13 protein-coding genes and 1 tRNA gene are annotated in these 15418 nt (G+C 70.7%); 9 read left to right on the top strand and 5 right to left on the bottom strand.

The window, feature by feature from the left end:
- Positions 1-60 precede the first annotated feature (60 nt).
- From DEJ17_RS10590 to gabT, 3 genes are all read right to left on the bottom strand, one after another.
- Positions 61-1431 carry an NAD(P)/FAD-dependent oxidoreductase gene (locus DEJ17_RS10590; protein WP_110893684.1) on the bottom strand — a complete coding sequence of 457 codons (1371 nt, stop codon included), beginning with the start codon at positions 1429-1431 and terminating at the stop codon, positions 61-63.
- Complete coding sequence (locus DEJ17_RS10585; protein ID WP_110893728.1) at positions 1428-2915, bottom strand: NAD-dependent succinate-semialdehyde dehydrogenase; 1488 nt, start codon at positions 2913-2915, stop codon at positions 1428-1430. Before DEJ17_RS10585 ends, DEJ17_RS10590 begins: the two co-directional genes overlap by 4 nt.
- A 68-nt stretch (positions 2916-2983) precedes the next feature.
- Positions 2984-4345: a 4-aminobutyrate--2-oxoglutarate transaminase gene (gene gabT, locus DEJ17_RS10580; RefSeq protein ID WP_110893726.1), complete on the bottom strand. Its 1362-nt coding sequence runs from the start codon at positions 4343-4345 to the stop codon at positions 2984-2986.
- Positions 4346-4437: 92 nt separating this feature from the next.
- Between gabT and DEJ17_RS10575 the strand changes: the two genes are divergently transcribed.
- On the top strand, positions 4438-5973 hold the full coding sequence (locus DEJ17_RS10575; protein ID WP_110893682.1) for a PucR family transcriptional regulator: 1536 nt from the start codon (positions 4438-4440) through the stop codon (positions 5971-5973).
- Between the two features lie 20 nt (positions 5974-5993).
- The gene (locus tag DEJ17_RS10570; RefSeq protein ID WP_146239691.1) at positions 5994-6611 is read left to right on the top strand and encodes a TetR/AcrR family transcriptional regulator; all 618 of its coding nucleotides are present in this window, start codon (positions 5994-5996) and stop codon (positions 6609-6611) included.
- Here the strand turns inward: DEJ17_RS10570 and DEJ17_RS10565 are convergent.
- Complete coding sequence (locus DEJ17_RS10565) at positions 6594-7280, bottom strand: NUDIX domain-containing protein (protein WP_110893724.1); 687 nt, start codon at positions 7278-7280, stop codon at positions 6594-6596. The two genes, DEJ17_RS10570 and DEJ17_RS10565, sit on opposite strands and share 18 nt — an antisense overlap.
- Before the next feature lie 90 nt (positions 7281-7370).
- On the opposite strand from DEJ17_RS10565, the gene DEJ17_RS10560 reads away from it, so the two are divergent.
- Positions 7371-7850, top strand: coding sequence for a hypothetical protein (locus DEJ17_RS10560; RefSeq protein WP_110893678.1), 480 nt, complete (start codon positions 7371-7373; stop codon positions 7848-7850).
- A gap of 88 nt (positions 7851-7938) precedes the next feature.
- Here DEJ17_RS10560 and DEJ17_RS10555 read toward each other — a convergent pair.
- Positions 7939-8025 (bottom strand) — tRNA-Leu (locus DEJ17_RS10555).
- Between the two features lie 86 nt (positions 8026-8111).
- Between DEJ17_RS10555 and DEJ17_RS10550 the strand changes: the two genes are divergently transcribed.
- The 6 genes from DEJ17_RS10550 to DEJ17_RS10525 are packed head-to-tail and all read left to right on the top strand — an operon-like array spanning position 8112 to position 15343.
- Positions 8112-8792, top strand: coding sequence for a DUF3662 and FHA domain-containing protein (locus tag DEJ17_RS10550; RefSeq protein WP_110893677.1), 681 nt, complete (start codon positions 8112-8114; stop codon positions 8790-8792).
- On the top strand, positions 8789-9340 hold the full coding sequence (locus DEJ17_RS10545) for an FHA domain-containing protein (protein WP_110893675.1): 552 nt from the start codon (positions 8789-8791) through the stop codon (positions 9338-9340). The genes DEJ17_RS10550 and DEJ17_RS10545 overlap by 4 nt, the downstream gene beginning before the upstream one ends.
- Before the next feature lie 6 nt (positions 9341-9346).
- A complete protein-coding gene (locus tag DEJ17_RS10540) occupies positions 9347-10699 on the top strand; it encodes a Stp1/IreP family PP2C-type Ser/Thr phosphatase (protein ID WP_071248673.1) in 1353 nt (450 codons plus the stop codon).
- Positions 10696-12129 (top strand): FtsW/RodA/SpoVE family cell cycle protein, encoded by a 1434-nt coding sequence (locus tag DEJ17_RS10535; RefSeq protein ID WP_110893673.1) that lies wholly within the window; start codon positions 10696-10698, stop codon positions 12127-12129. Before DEJ17_RS10540 ends, DEJ17_RS10535 begins: the two co-directional genes overlap by 4 nt.
- The gene (locus DEJ17_RS10530; RefSeq protein ID WP_110893671.1) at positions 12126-13580 is read left to right on the top strand and encodes a penicillin-binding protein 2; all 1455 of its coding nucleotides are present in this window, start codon (positions 12126-12128) and stop codon (positions 13578-13580) included. Before DEJ17_RS10535 ends, DEJ17_RS10530 begins: the two co-directional genes overlap by 4 nt.
- Positions 13577-15343 (top strand): protein kinase, encoded by a 1767-nt coding sequence (locus tag DEJ17_RS10525; RefSeq protein WP_110893669.1) that lies wholly within the window; start codon positions 13577-13579, stop codon positions 15341-15343. Before DEJ17_RS10530 ends, DEJ17_RS10525 begins: the two co-directional genes overlap by 4 nt.
- Positions 15344-15418: the final 75 nt, after the last annotated feature.

Here is a 15418-nt window from a genome sequence, read left to right as displayed (position 1 = left end):
GTCAGCGCCTGGACCCCTCAGCGGCTGGACGCGGCACGCATCCGTGACCTGTCGAGACGGTCACGGCGTCGAAGCTGCCTGCGGAACGACCGCCAGGATCTCCTCGGCGACCTCGCGACCGATGCGCACGGCGCCGTCGACGTGCTGGTACCCCTGCCCGGCCAGGTCGCTCGAAGCGAACCGGATCGGACCGACCGCGGCACGCTGGTCTGCGCCGTAGCGGACGAGCCCGCCCAGGTCGAAGCTCGCCGCGTAGGCACCGCGCGTCCACTCCTCGGTGCCCCAGTCGCTCTCGTAGTAGACGACCGGTCGCAGGGCCTCGTCGCCGTAGTAGTGCGCCAGCGAGGCGAGCACCCGGGCCCGGCGTTCCTCGGTCGACAGCGCGAACAGGTCGTCGGCGTGCTGGTCGGAGACGAACCCGACCAGGGTCCCTTGCTCGGAACCGTGCGAGGTGTTGTCGTACGCCTCGTGCACGACCTCGTACGGGCTGAAGGCCGTGCCGGACAGGCCGGCGTCCCGCCAGAAGGGACGGTCGTACACGGCGTGCACCTTGATGACGAAGCCCATCGACAGGTGCTGGTGCAGCTGGTGCTGCCGACGGGGCAGCGGCGGCTCGTACGAGATCCGCGAGTACAGGGGTGGCGGTACGGCGACCAGGGCCTGCCGGGCACGGACCTCGATGCCGCCCTCGGCGAGGGCGACGACACCGTCGTCACCCCATCGCAGCGTCCGGACCGGGGCGTTCAGGTGCACGTCGTCGCCGAGGCGCTCGGCGAGCCGCTCCGACACCTGCTGCATGCCGCCGACGACCCGCTTGTCCAGGATGAAGTCGGCGTCGACCAGGTTCGTGAAGCTGCCGGCGGACGCCGCCATCAGCAGGGCCTGCAGTGCCGAGAACGCGTGCGCGGGCTTCGTGAGCATCGCGCCGGCGATGAACAGCTCGACGTTGTCGGTCGCGACCAGGTCGGTGCTGAGTCCGTGCAACCAGGCGCGGAACGAGACCTCGTCGAGGGCGGCAGCGTCCGGGGTCTCCCAGGCGCGCGCCGGGTCGACCTTCGCGACGTACTCGTCGACGACGGCGACGAGCCGTTCGATCTCGTTCGCAGTGGCCTCGGGCAGGGGGAAGATGTCGCCGGTGTACTCGGTCCGGGTGCCGTCGGCGTCGATGTAGACGCTCGAGCCCTCGCGGTACCGGTCGTACGTCTGCAGCCCGAGCTCGTCGAGGGTCTCGAGCAGCGCGGTCTGGTCCGGCGAGACCCACTGCCCGCCGATCTCGAGGGTGACCCCGTCGATGTCGTTCGTCCAGGTGCGGCCCCCCACGCGGTCGCGGGCCTCGAGCACGGCGACCCGCAGGCCGGCGGCCCGCAGGCGGTTCGCGGCGGTGAGACCGGCGACACCGGCTCCGATCACGACGACGTCCTTCTCGATCATCGAGCTGCTCCTTGTGCGGTCGTGGTGCTGTCGGTGTGCCGGAACGGGTCCGGGGTCAGCGTGTACATGGTCTCGAGGTACTCGGCGATGCCCTCGCCGCCGCCCTCGCGACCGAGGCCGGACTGCTTCACGCCGCCGAACGGTGCCGAGGTGTTCGACACGATCCCGGTGTTCAGCCCGAGCATGCCGGTCTCGAGCCGCTCCATCAGGCGCTGCCCACGGGCCGGGTCCTCGGTGAACGCGTAGCCGACCAGACCGTACTCGGTGTCGTTCGCGGCGGCCACGGCCTCGTCCTCGGTGCGGAAGGCGCGGATCGCGAGCACCGGTCCGAAGATCTCGTCGTCGAGGATCGCGCTGCCGGGCTGCACGTCGGTCAGGACGGTGGGCTCGTAGAAGGTGCCGGGTCCGTCGACGGCGTGCCCGCCGGTGCGGAGCGTCGCCCCGCGCTCGACCGCGTCGGTCACCAGTCGATGGGCCTTGTCGACGGCACGGGCGTCGATGAGCGGTCCGATCGCGACGCCGTCCTCGGTGCCCCGACCGACCCGCATGGCCTCGACGCGCTCGGTGATCCGCCGGGTGAACTCGTCCACGACGTCCGCGTGCACCAGGAACCGGTTCGCGGCGGTGCAGGCCTGCCCGGTGTTCCGGAACTTCGCGGCGAGCGCCCCCTCGACGGCCAGGTCGAGATCGGCATCGGCGAACACCAGGAACGGGGCGTTGCCGCCGAGCTCCATGCTCGTCCGGAGCACGTTCTGCGCCGCCTGGCCGAGCAGGGTGCGTCCGACCGGCGTGGAACCGGTGAACGACAGCTTCCGCAGGCGGCGGTCGGCGATGACGGGCGTGGAGACGTCGGCTGCGCTCGTGGTCGGGATCACGTTGACGACACCGGCGGGCAGGCCGGCCTCGACCAGCAGGTCGGCGAACAACAGGGTGGTGAGCGGCGTCAATTCGGCGGGCTTCACGACGACGGTGCAGCCGGCGGCGAGCGCCGGCGCGATCTTGCGGGTCGCCATCGCCAGCGGGAAGTTCCACGGGGTGATCAGGAACGCGGGGCCGACGGGCTTGTGCGAAACGGTGGCGCGGCCGGTCCCCTCGGGATTGGTGCCGTACGAACCGCCGATCCGCACGGCCTCCTCGGAGAACCAGCGCAGGAACTCGCCGCCGTAGGCGACCTCGCCGCGGGCCTCGGCCAGGGGCTTGCCCATCTCCAGCGTCATCAGGAGCGCGAACTCCTCGCGGCGCTGCTGCAGCAGGTCGAACGCGCGGCGCAGCACCTCGGCGCGCTGCCGCGGGGCCGTGGTCGCCCAGCCGTGCCGTGCGGCATCCGCCGCGTCGAGGGCACGGAGGCCGTCGGCGGGGGTGGCGTCCGCGATGGTCAGGAGCGTCTCGCCGGTGGCCGGGTCGACGACGGCGAAGGTCCTGCCGTCGGCCGCCGGCTGCCAGACGCCATCGACCAGGAGGCCCGTGGGGACGCGGTCGAGCACCGCCTGTTCGGCGGCTGGTCCGGTGGCGTCGGGGACGGTGGGCCAAGCCGTCGCGGGGACCGTCGCGCTCACGACGCGGCCAGCCCGTCGAGGACGACGGTGAGACCGTCGTGGAGCAGCGCGTCGTCGATCGACAGCGGGGGGAGGAACCGGACGACGTTGCCGTAGGTGCCGGCGGTCAGCGCGATCACGCCCTGTTCGAAGGCGTACCGGACCACCCTGCCGGTGAGCCCGGGATCCGGGTCCCCCGTGGCCGGGTCCACCAGTTCCATCGCGACCATCGCACCTCGGCCGCGGACGTCGCCGATGCGCGTGTCGGTCGTCTGCGCGGATCGGAGCCGTCCGAGCAGCACGTCCCCGATCCCACGGGCCCGCTCGACCAGTCCGTCGTGCTCGAAGGCGTCGATCGCGGCGAGGGCTGCGGCGCAGGCGATCGGGTTGCCGCCGTACGTCCCGCCGAGGCCGCCGACGTGGGCGGAGTCCATGATCTCGGCTCGCCCGGTCACGCCGGACAGCGGCAGCCCGCCGGCCATGCCCTTCGCCGTGGTGACGACGTCGGGCACGATCCCCTCGTGTTCGCTGGCGAACATCGCGCCCGTGCGGGCGAAGCCGGTCTGCACCTCGTCGGCGATGAACACGACGCCGTTGGCGGTGGTCCACTCGGACAGGGCGCCGAGGAAGCCTGCCGCCGGGACGACGAAGCCACCCTCGCCCTGGATCGGTTCGATCAGGACCGCGGCGGTGTTCTCGGCCCCGACCTGCTTCTCGATCTGGCTGATCGCACGCTTCGCCGCCTCGGGCCCCGACAGACCGTCGTGGAACGGGTACGACATCGGGACCCGGTACACCTCGGGGGCGAACGGACCGAAACCGTTCTTGTAGGGCTGGTTCTTCGCGGTCAGCGCCATCGTCAGGTTCGTACGGCCGTGGTAGGCGTGGTCGAACACGACGACGGCCTGTCGACCGGTGTGCTTCCGGGCGATCTTGACGGCGTTCTCGACAGCCTCGGCCCCGGAGTTGAACAGGGCCGTCCGCTTCTCGTGGTCGCCGGGGGTCAGGCGGTTGAGCGCCTCGGCGACGGCGACGTACCCGTCGTAGGCGGCGATGGTGAAGCACGTGTGCGTGAAGGCCGCGACCTGCTCGGTGACCGCGGCCACGACCCCGGGGTGGGCGTTGCCGACCGACGTCACGGCGATCCCGGAACCGAGGTCGACGAACGAGTTGCCGTCGGCGTCCACCACGACGCCGCCACCGGCCGCGACGACCGCGATGGGCACGGCGACTCCGACCCCGGCAGCGACGGCACCGACCTTCCGGGCGAGCAGCTCCTGCGACCGTGGGCCGGGGACGGCGGTGACGAGTCGCCGCTCCTGGGGCAGCGACGGGCCGCCCGTGGTCGCACTGGTCGAGGGCGCTGCGGTGGAGGACATGCGGCGATGGTAGGAGCCACCGTCGGCCATCCCCGCTGTCCACGGTGTACATCGCGCCGGTGGTCGACCGACCCGGTGGATAAGGTGACCGCATGCCCGCAACGCTGCGCTCCCTGCTGCACCGTGGTGAACTCCACCTGCGCCCGCTCACCGACGCGGGCGAGCACGCCCTCGACGCCCCGCTGTCCTGGCTGCACAGCTCGGACCTCGAGGACCCGACCCCGTTCCTCGCCGAGGGACAGGGACTGCTCACGACCGGCACGCAGTTCGGGGCCGAGGCCGAGGTGCTCGACGAGGTCGCCGAGGCCTACGTCCGGCGGCTCGTGGACGGTGGTGTCGTGGCGCTCGGCTTCGGGACCGAGGTCGTGCGCGCCGGCACCCCCGACGCCCTGGTCGCCGCCTGCACCCGACACGGACTGCCGCTGTTCGAGGTGCCCTACGAGACCTCCTTCATCGCGGTCGCGCAGGCCAACGCCGAAGCGGTCGCGCGGGACGCCAACGCACGCGGTGCCTGGGCCCTCGCCGCGCAGCGGGCCATCTCGCTCGCCGCGATGCGACCGGACGGACTCGGCGCGACCATCGCCGAGCTGTCCCGGCAGCTCGACGGGTGGGTCGGCCTGTTCGACGTCTCCGGGCGGCTCGACCGCGGACACCCCGCCGACGGTCTGCCCGCTGCCGACCTCGACCTCCTGCGGACCGAGGCGCTGCGGCTGCTGCGCTCCGGGCAGCGGGCGAGCCTGCCGGTCGCCACGCAGCGGGGCGTCGGGTACACCCTGCAGACGCTCGGCAGCGGCGGGCACCTGAGCGGCGTGCTCGCGATCGCGAAGGGCGGTGCACTCGACCGCGCCGGTCGCGAGGTCGTCACGGCCGTCATCGCCCTGGCCGGCCTCGCCCTGCAGCAGAACCGCGAGCTCGCCCGCGCCCGGGGGCTCCTGCGCACCGGACTCCTCACGATGCTGTCCGTCGGCGAACCCGAGGTGGTGCAGGCCACGTCACGCGAGGTGTGGGGGCCACTGCCCGCCGAACCCGTCCGGATCGCCGCTGTCGACGTCCCCGACCACGACCTCGACACCGTGGTCGACCTGCTCGAACTGTGGGTGCAGGACCGGCCGGGGCACCTGTTCTTCGCGGTCGACGACGCCCTGTTCCTCTGCGTGAACGCGGACGACACCGGGATCGTCGCTGAACTCGTCGACCGCTTCGACCTGCGCGCCGGCCTGTCCGACGGCACTGCGTACCGGTCGTTCGGACGCGCCCGCACCGAGGCAGTGCAGGCACTCGACCGACGCCGTGAAGGACGCCCGGGCACCACCGAGTTCGGCGACCTCGCGCGAGAGGGCGTCCTCGCCCACCTCGCCCACGTCGACGTGGACGCCGGTGCCGTCGCCCGCGCGTTCCTCGCCCCGCTGCTCGACCACGACCGCACGGCCGGCACCGAGCTCACGGGCACCGTCCGGACCTGGCTGCAGGAGAACTGCGAGTACGACCGCGCCGCACGGGTCCTCGGCATCCACCGGCACACCGCCCGCGCCCGGGTGGAGCACGCCGGAAGGCTCCTCGACCGTGACCTCTCCGTCTTCTCGACCCGGGCCGACCTCTGGGCAGCGTTCGTGGTCGAGGGCGCGTGACGCGCGGCTACGGTGGGGCGATGGCGTCGACACCGGCCCGCCGGCGCCTGAGTCCGGCCGAACGCGGATCCCAGATCACGGCGGCCGCCGTCGACCTGGCGCGTGCCGAGGGTCTCGCGGCGGTGACGCTCCGCGGGGTCGCCGCCGTGATCGGGGTCGCGCCCTCGCTCGTCGCCCACTACCGCCCGAGCATGGAGGACCTGGTCGGCGAGACGTTCCGCACCGTCGCGGACGCCGAGGTCGCCGAGGTCCGCGCGATCGTCGCCGCTGCGCCCGACCCCGTCTCCGGCCTCCGCACCCTGCTCGGCTGCATCGCCGACCCTGCGCGCGACGACGTCGCCACCCTGTGGGCCGACGCGTGGAGCATCGGCCGCACGAACGCGGCACTGGCGACCGCCGCACGGGACGTCATGGACGACTGGCAGCTCCTCGCGACCACGGTCGTCGTCGACGGCGTGCGCGCGGGCGTGCTGCGCACCGACGACCCGGACGGCGTCGGACGCCTGCTCTTCGCACTCGTCGACGCCACCAACGGGTACGCCCTGGTCGACTACCTCGACCGCTCGACCCGCGAGGGGCTGGTCCGCACGACGATCGCGCGTGCGGTGGGCCTGGACGGGTCAGCCCTGTCGGGGTGACATCCGCCGCAGCGCCACCCACTGCAGCAGCATGATCGTCTTGCCGTCGGCGATCCGACCGTCCGCCACCATCGCGAGCGCCTCGTCGAGCTGCACCTCGAGCACCTCGATGTCCTCACCCTCGTCCTCCACGCCGCCTCCGGCCTCGACCCGGTCAGCCGGGGTGTAGGCGCCGACGTAGAAGTGGACCCGCTCGGTGACCGAACCGGGGCTCATGAACACGTCACCCAGGTGCTCGAGCACACCGAGCCGGATGCCGAGCTCCTCGGCGGCTTCGCGCCGGACGGCGGTCTCGGGGTCGTCCTCGTCGAGCAGTCCCGCCGCGGCCTCGATCAGCATGCCGTCCGGGTGCCCGTTGACGTACGCCGGCCACCGGAACTGCCGCGTGAGCAGAACGGTGCCGCGCTCGGCGTCGTACGGCAGCACCGTCGCGCCGTTGCCGCGGTCGTAGGTCTCGCGCTGCTGCCGGTCCCACCGACCGTCGCGGCGCCGGACGTCGAGGGTCGTGCGGCGGAGCACGTGCCAACCGTTCGACACCACCTCGACGTCCCGCACGACGACGTCGGGGTTGCGGTCGAGAGCACGGCCCACGGCATCGAGGCCCGTGCGACCACGGTCGTCGGGGACGTCGACACCGGGACGGGGGACGGTCGTGCGTTCGTCGGTCACCCGGTCACCGTAGCGGGGCACCTCGGCAGGACTCCGTCCGCTCGGTACGCTCGACGTGCCGCACCAGGGAGCGGCAGAGGACGGTGCAGCATGACCAGGACGTTCATCCTCCGACGACCGGACCGACCGCAGGTGGTCACCGTGTCCTTCGTGCTGTGGTTGGTGTGGGTGGCAGCCTGCGTCGCCGCCACCGTGCTCCAGTTCTTCGCGACGGACGCGGCGGTCGGCCAGGAGCCGGTCCTCGCCGGGATCGTCGCCCTGGTGCTCTGGGCGCTGGTGACGTGGGCGGTGTTCCGGATGGCCGCGGGGTCCCGCGTCGCGCGCATCGTGCTCGTCGTCGTCGCGGCCTTCCGCGCGCTCCTGAGCCTCACCGGCGGCGAACTCGCGGTCCTGACGATCGCACTGTCGGTCGTCGCCGCCGTCCTGCTCTTCCTGCCCGGCGCGCGCCCGTTCTTCGCCTCGCAGCAGGCCCGGAGAGCCGACCACGGGTTCGACGGAACCGGCGTGTCGGGGCCGAGCCGTGCCTCCAGGCCGGATGCCGACCACACGACGGACGCCGACCGGGCCTGACAGCCGGGAACCGCGGACGACTCCGAGAAAAGACTCCGGAGAAACAGGAAAGGCCCCGGATTCCTCCGGGGCCTTTCCTGTTCTCGCCTGGTGCGCGAGGGGGGACTTGAACCCCCACGCCGTTTCCAGCACACGGACCTGAACCGTGCGCGTCTACCAATTCCGCCACTCGCGCCAGCCCCGAAACACTACCACGCACAGACGGGTGTCAACGCCAACCACTACCATGCAGTGGTTGACGACCGACGACACGGGAGACGCATGGGCCTGCTGGACAACTTCGAGCGAGGGTTGGAACGCGCCGTCAACGGCGCGTTCGCGAAGACCTTCCGCTCCGGGGTGCAGCCCGTCGAGATCTCGAGCGCCCTGCGGCGCGAGCTCGACACGAAGGCCGCAGTGGTCTCCCGTGAACGCATCCTCGTGCCGAACGAGTTCACCGTGCGCCTGGCGCCGCCGGACTTCACGCGCATGAACGACGTCGGTCGCCCGCTCATCGACGAACTGACCCAGATGGTGCACCAACACGCCGTCGCGCAGAACTACTCGTTCTCCGGCCCGGTCACCATCCGGCTCCAGCAGGACGGCACGCTCTCGACGGGCATCCTGCAGGTCGACTCCACCACCGTGCAGCGCGACGTCGCCTGGATCCCGGTGCTCGACATCGGCTCGCAGCGACACCGACTGCACCGCGGGCGCACGGTGGTCGGGCGCGGCAGCGACGCCGACATCACCATCGCGGACACCGGGACGAGCCGGAAGCACGTCGAGGTGCTGTGGGACGGCAAGCACGCCCAGGCCACCGATCTCGGCTCCACGAACGGCTCGAAGTTGAACGGTCAGCACTTCCAGCAGGCGATCGTCGAGCCGGACTCCACCATCGAGATCGGTCGTACCCGTATGGTGTTCCGGGTGATCCCGGAGAACGAAGGAGGTGCTCGATGACCACAGGGCTGACCCTGCTCGTCCTGCGCTTCGCGTTCCTCGCGGTGCTCTGGCTGTTCGTCTTCGTGATCGTGTTCGCGCTGCGCAGCGACCTCTTCGGTCAGCGCGTCCGGACGATCCCGACCGATCCGAAGTCGGCCCCGTCGGGGCCGAGCACCCCCGCCGTCCCTGCGGCAGCGGCCCCCGGCCCCGTCTCGAGCGGCGCGTTCACCGACCTCATCGAACGGCCCGGAGGCTCGCAGCAGTCCGCCTCGCCGGTCGCGGCCCGCCTCGTCATCACCGAGGGCGCGCGCGAGGGCATGGAGATGCCCCTCGGCGGCGGCCCGATCACGATCGGGCGTTCGAGCGAGTCGAACGTCGTGATCCGTGACGACTACACCTCGACCAACCACGCCCGCCTCGACCTGCGCGCTGACGGCTGGCTCCTCACCGACCTCGAGTCCACGAACGGCACCTTCGTCAACGGTCAGAAGGTGAGCGCTCCCGTCCTCGTGGCAGAGGGCACGCCGATCACGATCGGGACGACGACGTTCGAGCTGCGGCGGTAACCCGGCATGACCGCTCGCACGCTGAGCGCTGCTGTGTCCCACGTGGGGCGCATCCGCGCGAACAACCAGGACTCCGGCTACGCCGGAGCCCACCTGTTCGCGGTGGCGGACGGCATGGGCGGCCACGCCGGCGGTGACGTCGCCTCGGCGATCGCGATCCGGCGCATCCGCGAGGTCGACCGTGAGTTCCCCTCGGCGCACGACGCCGAGTTCGCGCTGCAGTCGGCACTCATCGCGGCGAACCAGCTGATCACCGAGACCGTGTTCGAGCACCAGGAGCTCACCGGCATGGGCACCACGGTGTCCGCGATGATCCGCGTCGGCGAGCAGATCGCGATCGCGCACATCGGGGACTCCCGCATCTACCGTCACCGTGACGGCGAGTTGCAGCAGATCACGTCGGACCACACCTTCGTCCAGCGGCTCGTCGACAGCGGCCGGATCACGCCGGAGGAAGCCGCGGTCCACCCGCGTCGCTCCGTGCTCATGCGCGTGCTCGGCGACGTCGACGCCGCACCCGAGGTCGACACGGCGATCATGGACATCCAGCCGGGCGACCGCTGGCTGCTCTGCTCCGACGGCCTGTCGTCGTACCTGGCCGAAGAGCGCATCCGTCACGCCCTGGCGTCGAACATGGACGCCAACCAGGTCACGCAGCGCCTGGTGAAGGAGACGCTCGACCACGGCGCCCCCGACAACGTCACCGTCGTGGTGATGGACGTCACGGACACCGAACCCGAAGACGACGACGACGCGGCCACCACCGTCGGCTCCGCCGCGGCACCGCTCACGTTCGAGGCGTCGACCGGCCGCAAGCCGATCCGCCTCCCCACGATCCTGCTGCACCCGCTCAAGGTCACCACGGCGCCCGAGGACTCGCACTTCGAACCCGAGTCCGACCAGTTCTTCGCCGAGCTCATCGCCGAGGACCGCCGACGCCGCATCCGTCGTCGAGTGTCCTGGACCGTGGCGCTCGTGGTCGCCGTCGCCGTGCTCGTCGGCGCGGTGTTCGTCGGCTGGCGGATCACCCAGGACCACTACTACGTCGGCACCGACCGCGGCACCGTCGCGATCTACAAGGGCGTGCAGCAGTCGATCGGGCCGTTGGCGCTGTCCGACGTCTACGAGGACACCGACATCACGGTCTCGTCCCTGCCGGACTACACCCGCGAGAACGTCCGCTCGACGATCAACGCGCAGTCGCTCACCGACGCCCGTGACATCGTCGACCGCCTGCGCAAGGCCGCGGCGACCGGCGAGGACCAGGCCGGTACCGGTGGGGACGGCGACGCGAGCTCGTCACCGTCGCCCTCGCCCACCCGTTCGCCGTCACCGAGCCCGACGCGGAGCCCGCGATGAGCAACGCCACGGCCGCCCAGTCCTTCACGCAGGCGATCACGATCAAGCTCCGGGAGCCCGCTCGCGCGCGGAACCTCGAGCTGTTCCTGCTCGTCATCGCGTGCGGCATCTGCGCGGGAGCGATGGTGCTCGTGCAGCTGGGCACCAAGGGCCGGCTGTTCGACCAGTCGGTGCTCTGGGTCGGCGGCGGCATCCTCGGCCTCGCGCTGGTCATGCACGTGGTGCTGCGGGTCGTGGCCAAGAACGCCGACCCTTTCATCCTGCCGATCGCGCTCGTCCTGAACGGCATCGGCATCGCCGAGATCTACCGCATCGACGTCCACAACGGCCTGTCCGGCTGGGACGCCATCGGCGTGAAGCAGATCGTCTGGACGATGCTCGCGATGGTCCTGGCGATCATCACGCTCGTCGCCGTCCGGAACCACCGGTTCCTGCAGCGGTACCGGTACATCTTCATGGCGCTGACGATCGTCCTGCTGCTCCTGCCGATGCTGCCCGGCATCGGCACGAACATCGGCGGTGCACGGGTCTGGATCAAGATTGGCCCGTTCTCGTTCCAGCCCGGTGAACTCGCGAAGATCACCATGGCGCTGTTCTTCGCCGGGTACCTGGTCACCGCCCGCGACTCGCTGTCGATCGTCGGCAAGAAGTTCCTCGGCATGACGTTCCCGCGCGCCCGCGACCTCGGCCCGATCCTGGTGATGTGGGGCGCTGCGATGGCCGTGCTCGTGTTCCAGCGCGACCTCGGCACCGCCCTGCTCTACTTCGGCCTGTTCCTCGTGATGATCTACGTGGCGACGGCACGGATCAGCTGGGTGGCGATCGGTCTCACGATGTTCGTCGGTGGCGCCCTCGTCGCACAGAGTGTCCTGGAGTACGTGCGCGGCCGCTTTGAACAGTGGCTCGACCCGTTCAACCAAGAGGTCTTCAGCCGCGACACCCAGGCGAGCTACCAGCTCGTGCAGGGCCTGTTCGGCTTCGCGAACGGCGGTATCACCGGCACGGGGCTCGGGCAGGGCCGGCCGTACATCACGCCGGTCGCCAACGCCGACTACATCGTCGCGTCGCTCGGCGAAGAGCTCGGCCTGATCGGCGTCTTCGCGATCCTCGCCCTCTTCATCGTGTTCGCATCGCGCGGCATCCGTGTGGGCTTCATGGCGCAGGACGACTTCGGCAAGCTGCTCGGTGTCGGCTTCGGCTTCATCATCGCCCTGCAGGTGTTCGTGGTCGTCGGCGGCATCACCCGGATCATCCCGGTGACGGGCCTGACCACGCCGTTCATGGCAGCCGGTGGTTCCTCGCTCATCGCCAACTGGATCATCGCCGCGATGCTGCTGCGCCTGACCGACTCGATCCCCGCCGAACAGCGTGTCCAGCAGGGCGCGCTCCCCGCCGCGAGCGGGCGGACCAGGAAGGAGCGTCGTCGATGAACCGACAGCTCCGCGGTGTCTCGACCGTCATCGTGCTCATGTTCGTCGCACTCTTCGTGTCGACGACGTCGATCCAGTTCTTCGCGGCCGACTCGTTGCGCGCCGACTCCCGGAACTCCCGAACCATCTTGGACAGTTACTCGACCAAGCGTGGCGCGATCCTCGTCGACGGCAGCCCCATCGCCGAGTCGACCCCGGTGGACGACCAGTACCAGTACCAGCGGAAGTACACGAACGGCGACCTGTACTCGGCGGTGACTGGGTACTTCACGATCGGACAGGGCAACACCGGCATCGAGAGCGCAGAGAACACCGTGCTCTCGGGCAACTCGGACGCCTCGTTCTTCCAGAACCTCAACTCGATCCTCACCGGCCAGGACGTCCAGGGCGACAACGTCAACCTGACCATCGACCCGGACGTGCAGCAGGCCGCGTACGACGCGCTCGGCACCAACAGCGGTGCCGTCGTCGCGATCCAGCCGAAGACCGGCAAGATCCTCGCGATGGTGTCGAAGCCCAGCTACGACCCGAACTCGCTCACCTCGCACGACACGGCCGAGGTCAAGCGGCAGTACGACGCGCTGCTCGGGGCCGACACCGCCCCGCTGCAGAACCGTGCCATCGGCGGGGATCTGTACACCCCCGGATCGGTGTTCAAGCTCGTGGTGGCGTCGGCGGCACTCGAGGGTGGCAAGTACAACCTCGACTCCACGTTCCCGAACCCGTCCCGACTGCAGCTGCCCGGGACGAGCTCGTACATCAACAACGCCGAGGGCGGGACCTGCGGCGGCGGCGACAAGGTCAAGCTGCGCACGGCCATCCAGTACTCGTGCAACATCCCCTTCGCCGAACTCGGCCAGAAGCTCGGGTACGACGCGATCAAGAGCATGGCCGACAAGTACGGCTTCGGCGACGCGATCGAGATCCCGATGGCGGCGACCGCCAGCCAGTACCCCGACGTCGACTCGACGGCCCAGCTCATGCTGAGCGCCTTCGGCCAGGCCAGCGTCCGGGTCTCTCCGCTGCAGATGGCGATGGTGTCGGCCGGCATCGCGAACGGCGGCAAGGTCATGCAGCCCTCGCTCGTCGACTCGATCACCACGAGCGACCTGAAGACGGTCGAGTCCTTCTCCCCGAGGCAGTACAGTGATCCGCTGTCGTCCTCCGAGTCCGCTGACCTCACCGAGGCCATGCAGAGCGTCGTGAGCGCGGGGACCGGGACCAATGCCAAGATCGACGGTGTCGACGTCGCCGGCAAGACCGGTACGGCCGAAGGCGGCACCGGCGATCCCTACACGCTCTGGTTCACGGGGTTCGCCCCTGCCAAGGACCCGGAGGTCGCCGTGGCGGTCGTCGTCGGCAACGGCGGCGGGCTCGGGCAGTCCGGAGTCGGCAACACGGTCGCGGCCCCGGTCGCGAAGAAAGTCATGGAGGCGGTGCTGAACAAATGAGACCCACCAGCGGACTCACCTTCGGTGGGCGGTACCAGCTCTCCTCCCGGGTCGCCATCGGCGGCATGGGCGAGGTGTGGCAGGCGACCGACCTCGTCATCGGCCGAACCGTCGCACTCAAGATCCTCAAGGACGAGTACCTCGGTGACCCCGGCTTCCTCGAGCGCTTCCGCGCCGAGGCCCGGCACGCTGCCCTCGTCAACCACGAGGGCATCGCCAACGTCTTCGACTACGGCGAAGAGGACGGCAGCGCCTACCTCGTGATGGAGCTCGTCCCCGGCGAGGCCCTGTCGACCATGATCGAGCGCGAGCACACGCTCCCGGTCGACAAGGTGCTCGACATCGTCGCGCAGACCGCGAACGCCCTGCAGGCCGCCCACGCGGTCGGCCTGGTGCACCGCGACATCAAGCCCGGCAACCTGCTCATCACGCCCGATGGTCGCGTCAAGATCACCGACTTCGGCATCGCCCGCATCGCCGACCAGGTCCCGCTCACCGCGACCGGTCAGGTGATGGGCACGGTGCAGTACCTGTCGCCCGAGCAGGCGAGCGGTCATCCCGCCTCGCCGTCGACCGACATCTACTCGCTCGGCATCGTCGCGTACGAGGCCCTGGCGGGTCGTCGTCCGTTCACCGGTGAGTCGCAGGTCGCGATCGCGATGGCGCACATCAACGAGCAGCCGCCGGCGCTTCCCGGGGACATCCCGGAGCCCGTCTCGGCGCTGGTCATCTCGTGCATCGCGAAGAAGCCCGCCGACCGTCCCGCGACGGCCGCCAACCTCGCCCGTGCCGCACAGGCGCTGCGTCGTGGTGACGTCGCCGCGGCCACCGTGGCGGTCCCCGCGATCGCGCAGAACGGCACCGTTGCGTTCAACCCGCCGCAGGGCCAGGGGAACGACGCCGCGACCGCGCTGCTCGGCACCCAGGCCGGCGCAGTGGCCGGTGGCCCGGGCACCCCCCGCTCGCCCGTCTCCGACGAGTCCGAGGAGCCGAAGAAGAAGCGCGCCTGGATCTGGTGGGTCGTCGGCATCATCGTCGTGCTCGCGATCGCCGCCGGCACCGCGTACGCGCTGAACGCCAACAACGCTCCGGAGCCCGAGCCCACGAAGTCGTCGAGCACGCCGAAGCCCAGCCGCACGCCCACGCAGACGCCTTCGCCCGAGCCGACCGAGACCCGCGTCACGGTGTCGGCGGCCGACTTCCAGGGGCAGAACGCCGAGCAGGTCGCGAACCAGCTCCGCGCCCAGGGTCTGCAGGCCGAGGTCGTCGCCGGGTCGAACGCCACGTCGTCCGACCAGGTCGGCACCGTCGAGTCGCTCAGCCCCGAGGGCAGCCTGGCCCCCGGCACCCTCGTGACCGTCAAGGCGTTCGGCGACGTGCTGACCGCACCGGCACCCGAGCGTGCCACCGGTGGGACCGTCAGTGAGTCCGGTCGCGTGACCTTCAGCTGGCCGGCCTACACGAGCTGCCCCGCCGGCTACTCGGACGTCAGCTACACGTACACGATCGACAACGGCACCGTCACCTCGAACGGCAGCAGCTCCGGCTCCACCTCGGGCACGGCGGTGACCGTCGCCGGTGCCCAGTACGGCAAGGTGACGCTGTCGTACAAGGTGACGTGCAAGTCGCCGCAGTCCGACGCCTCGGTCGTCTCCGCGTCCTCGCCGGGCGCCCAGGTCGAGTGGACCGAGCCCACGGACGAGGAGACGACCAACCCGGACGAGGGGATCAACCCCACCGAGACCCCGCAGGACGGTCTGTGAACGCCCCCCGGACGGGGACTGTCGACACCGTTCGGTAACGGTTCGGTCGCCCCCTCCGTGACCAGCGTCTCACCA

This window comes from Curtobacterium sp. MCSS17_011 (assembly GCF_003224275.1).
GTDB lineage: Bacteria > Actinomycetota > Actinomycetes > Actinomycetales > Microbacteriaceae > Curtobacterium.
Note: the sequence above shows the minus strand (reverse complement) of the source record. Positions and strands in the feature narration are given on the sequence as shown.

Coding starts and splice junctions, on each gene's coding strand:
- DEJ17_RS10590 (WP_110893684.1), bottom strand. CDS start 1,431: ATGATCGAGAAGGACGTCGTCGTGATCGGAGCCGGTGTCGCCGGTCTC.
- gabT (WP_110893726.1), bottom strand. CDS start 4,345: ATGTCCTCCACCGCAGCGCCCTCGACCAGTGCGACCACGGGCGGCCCG.
- DEJ17_RS10575 (WP_110893682.1), top strand. CDS start 4,438: ATGCCCGCAACGCTGCGCTCCCTGCTGCACCGTGGTGAACTCCACCTG.
- DEJ17_RS10570 (WP_146239691.1), top strand. CDS start 5,994: ATGGCGTCGACACCGGCCCGCCGGCGCCTGAGTCCGGCCGAACGCGGA.
- DEJ17_RS10560 (WP_110893678.1), top strand. CDS start 7,371: ATGACCAGGACGTTCATCCTCCGACGACCGGACCGACCGCAGGTGGTC.
- DEJ17_RS10550 (WP_110893677.1), top strand. CDS start 8,112: ATGGGCCTGCTGGACAACTTCGAGCGAGGGTTGGAACGCGCCGTCAAC.
- DEJ17_RS10545 (WP_110893675.1), top strand. CDS start 8,789: ATGACCACAGGGCTGACCCTGCTCGTCCTGCGCTTCGCGTTCCTCGCG.
- DEJ17_RS10540 (WP_071248673.1), top strand. CDS start 9,347: ATGACCGCTCGCACGCTGAGCGCTGCTGTGTCCCACGTGGGGCGCATC.
- DEJ17_RS10535 (WP_110893673.1), top strand. CDS start 10,696: ATGAGCAACGCCACGGCCGCCCAGTCCTTCACGCAGGCGATCACGATC.
- DEJ17_RS10530 (WP_110893671.1), top strand. CDS start 12,126: ATGAACCGACAGCTCCGCGGTGTCTCGACCGTCATCGTGCTCATGTTC.
- DEJ17_RS10525 (WP_110893669.1), top strand. CDS start 13,577: ATGAGACCCACCAGCGGACTCACCTTCGGTGGGCGGTACCAGCTCTCC.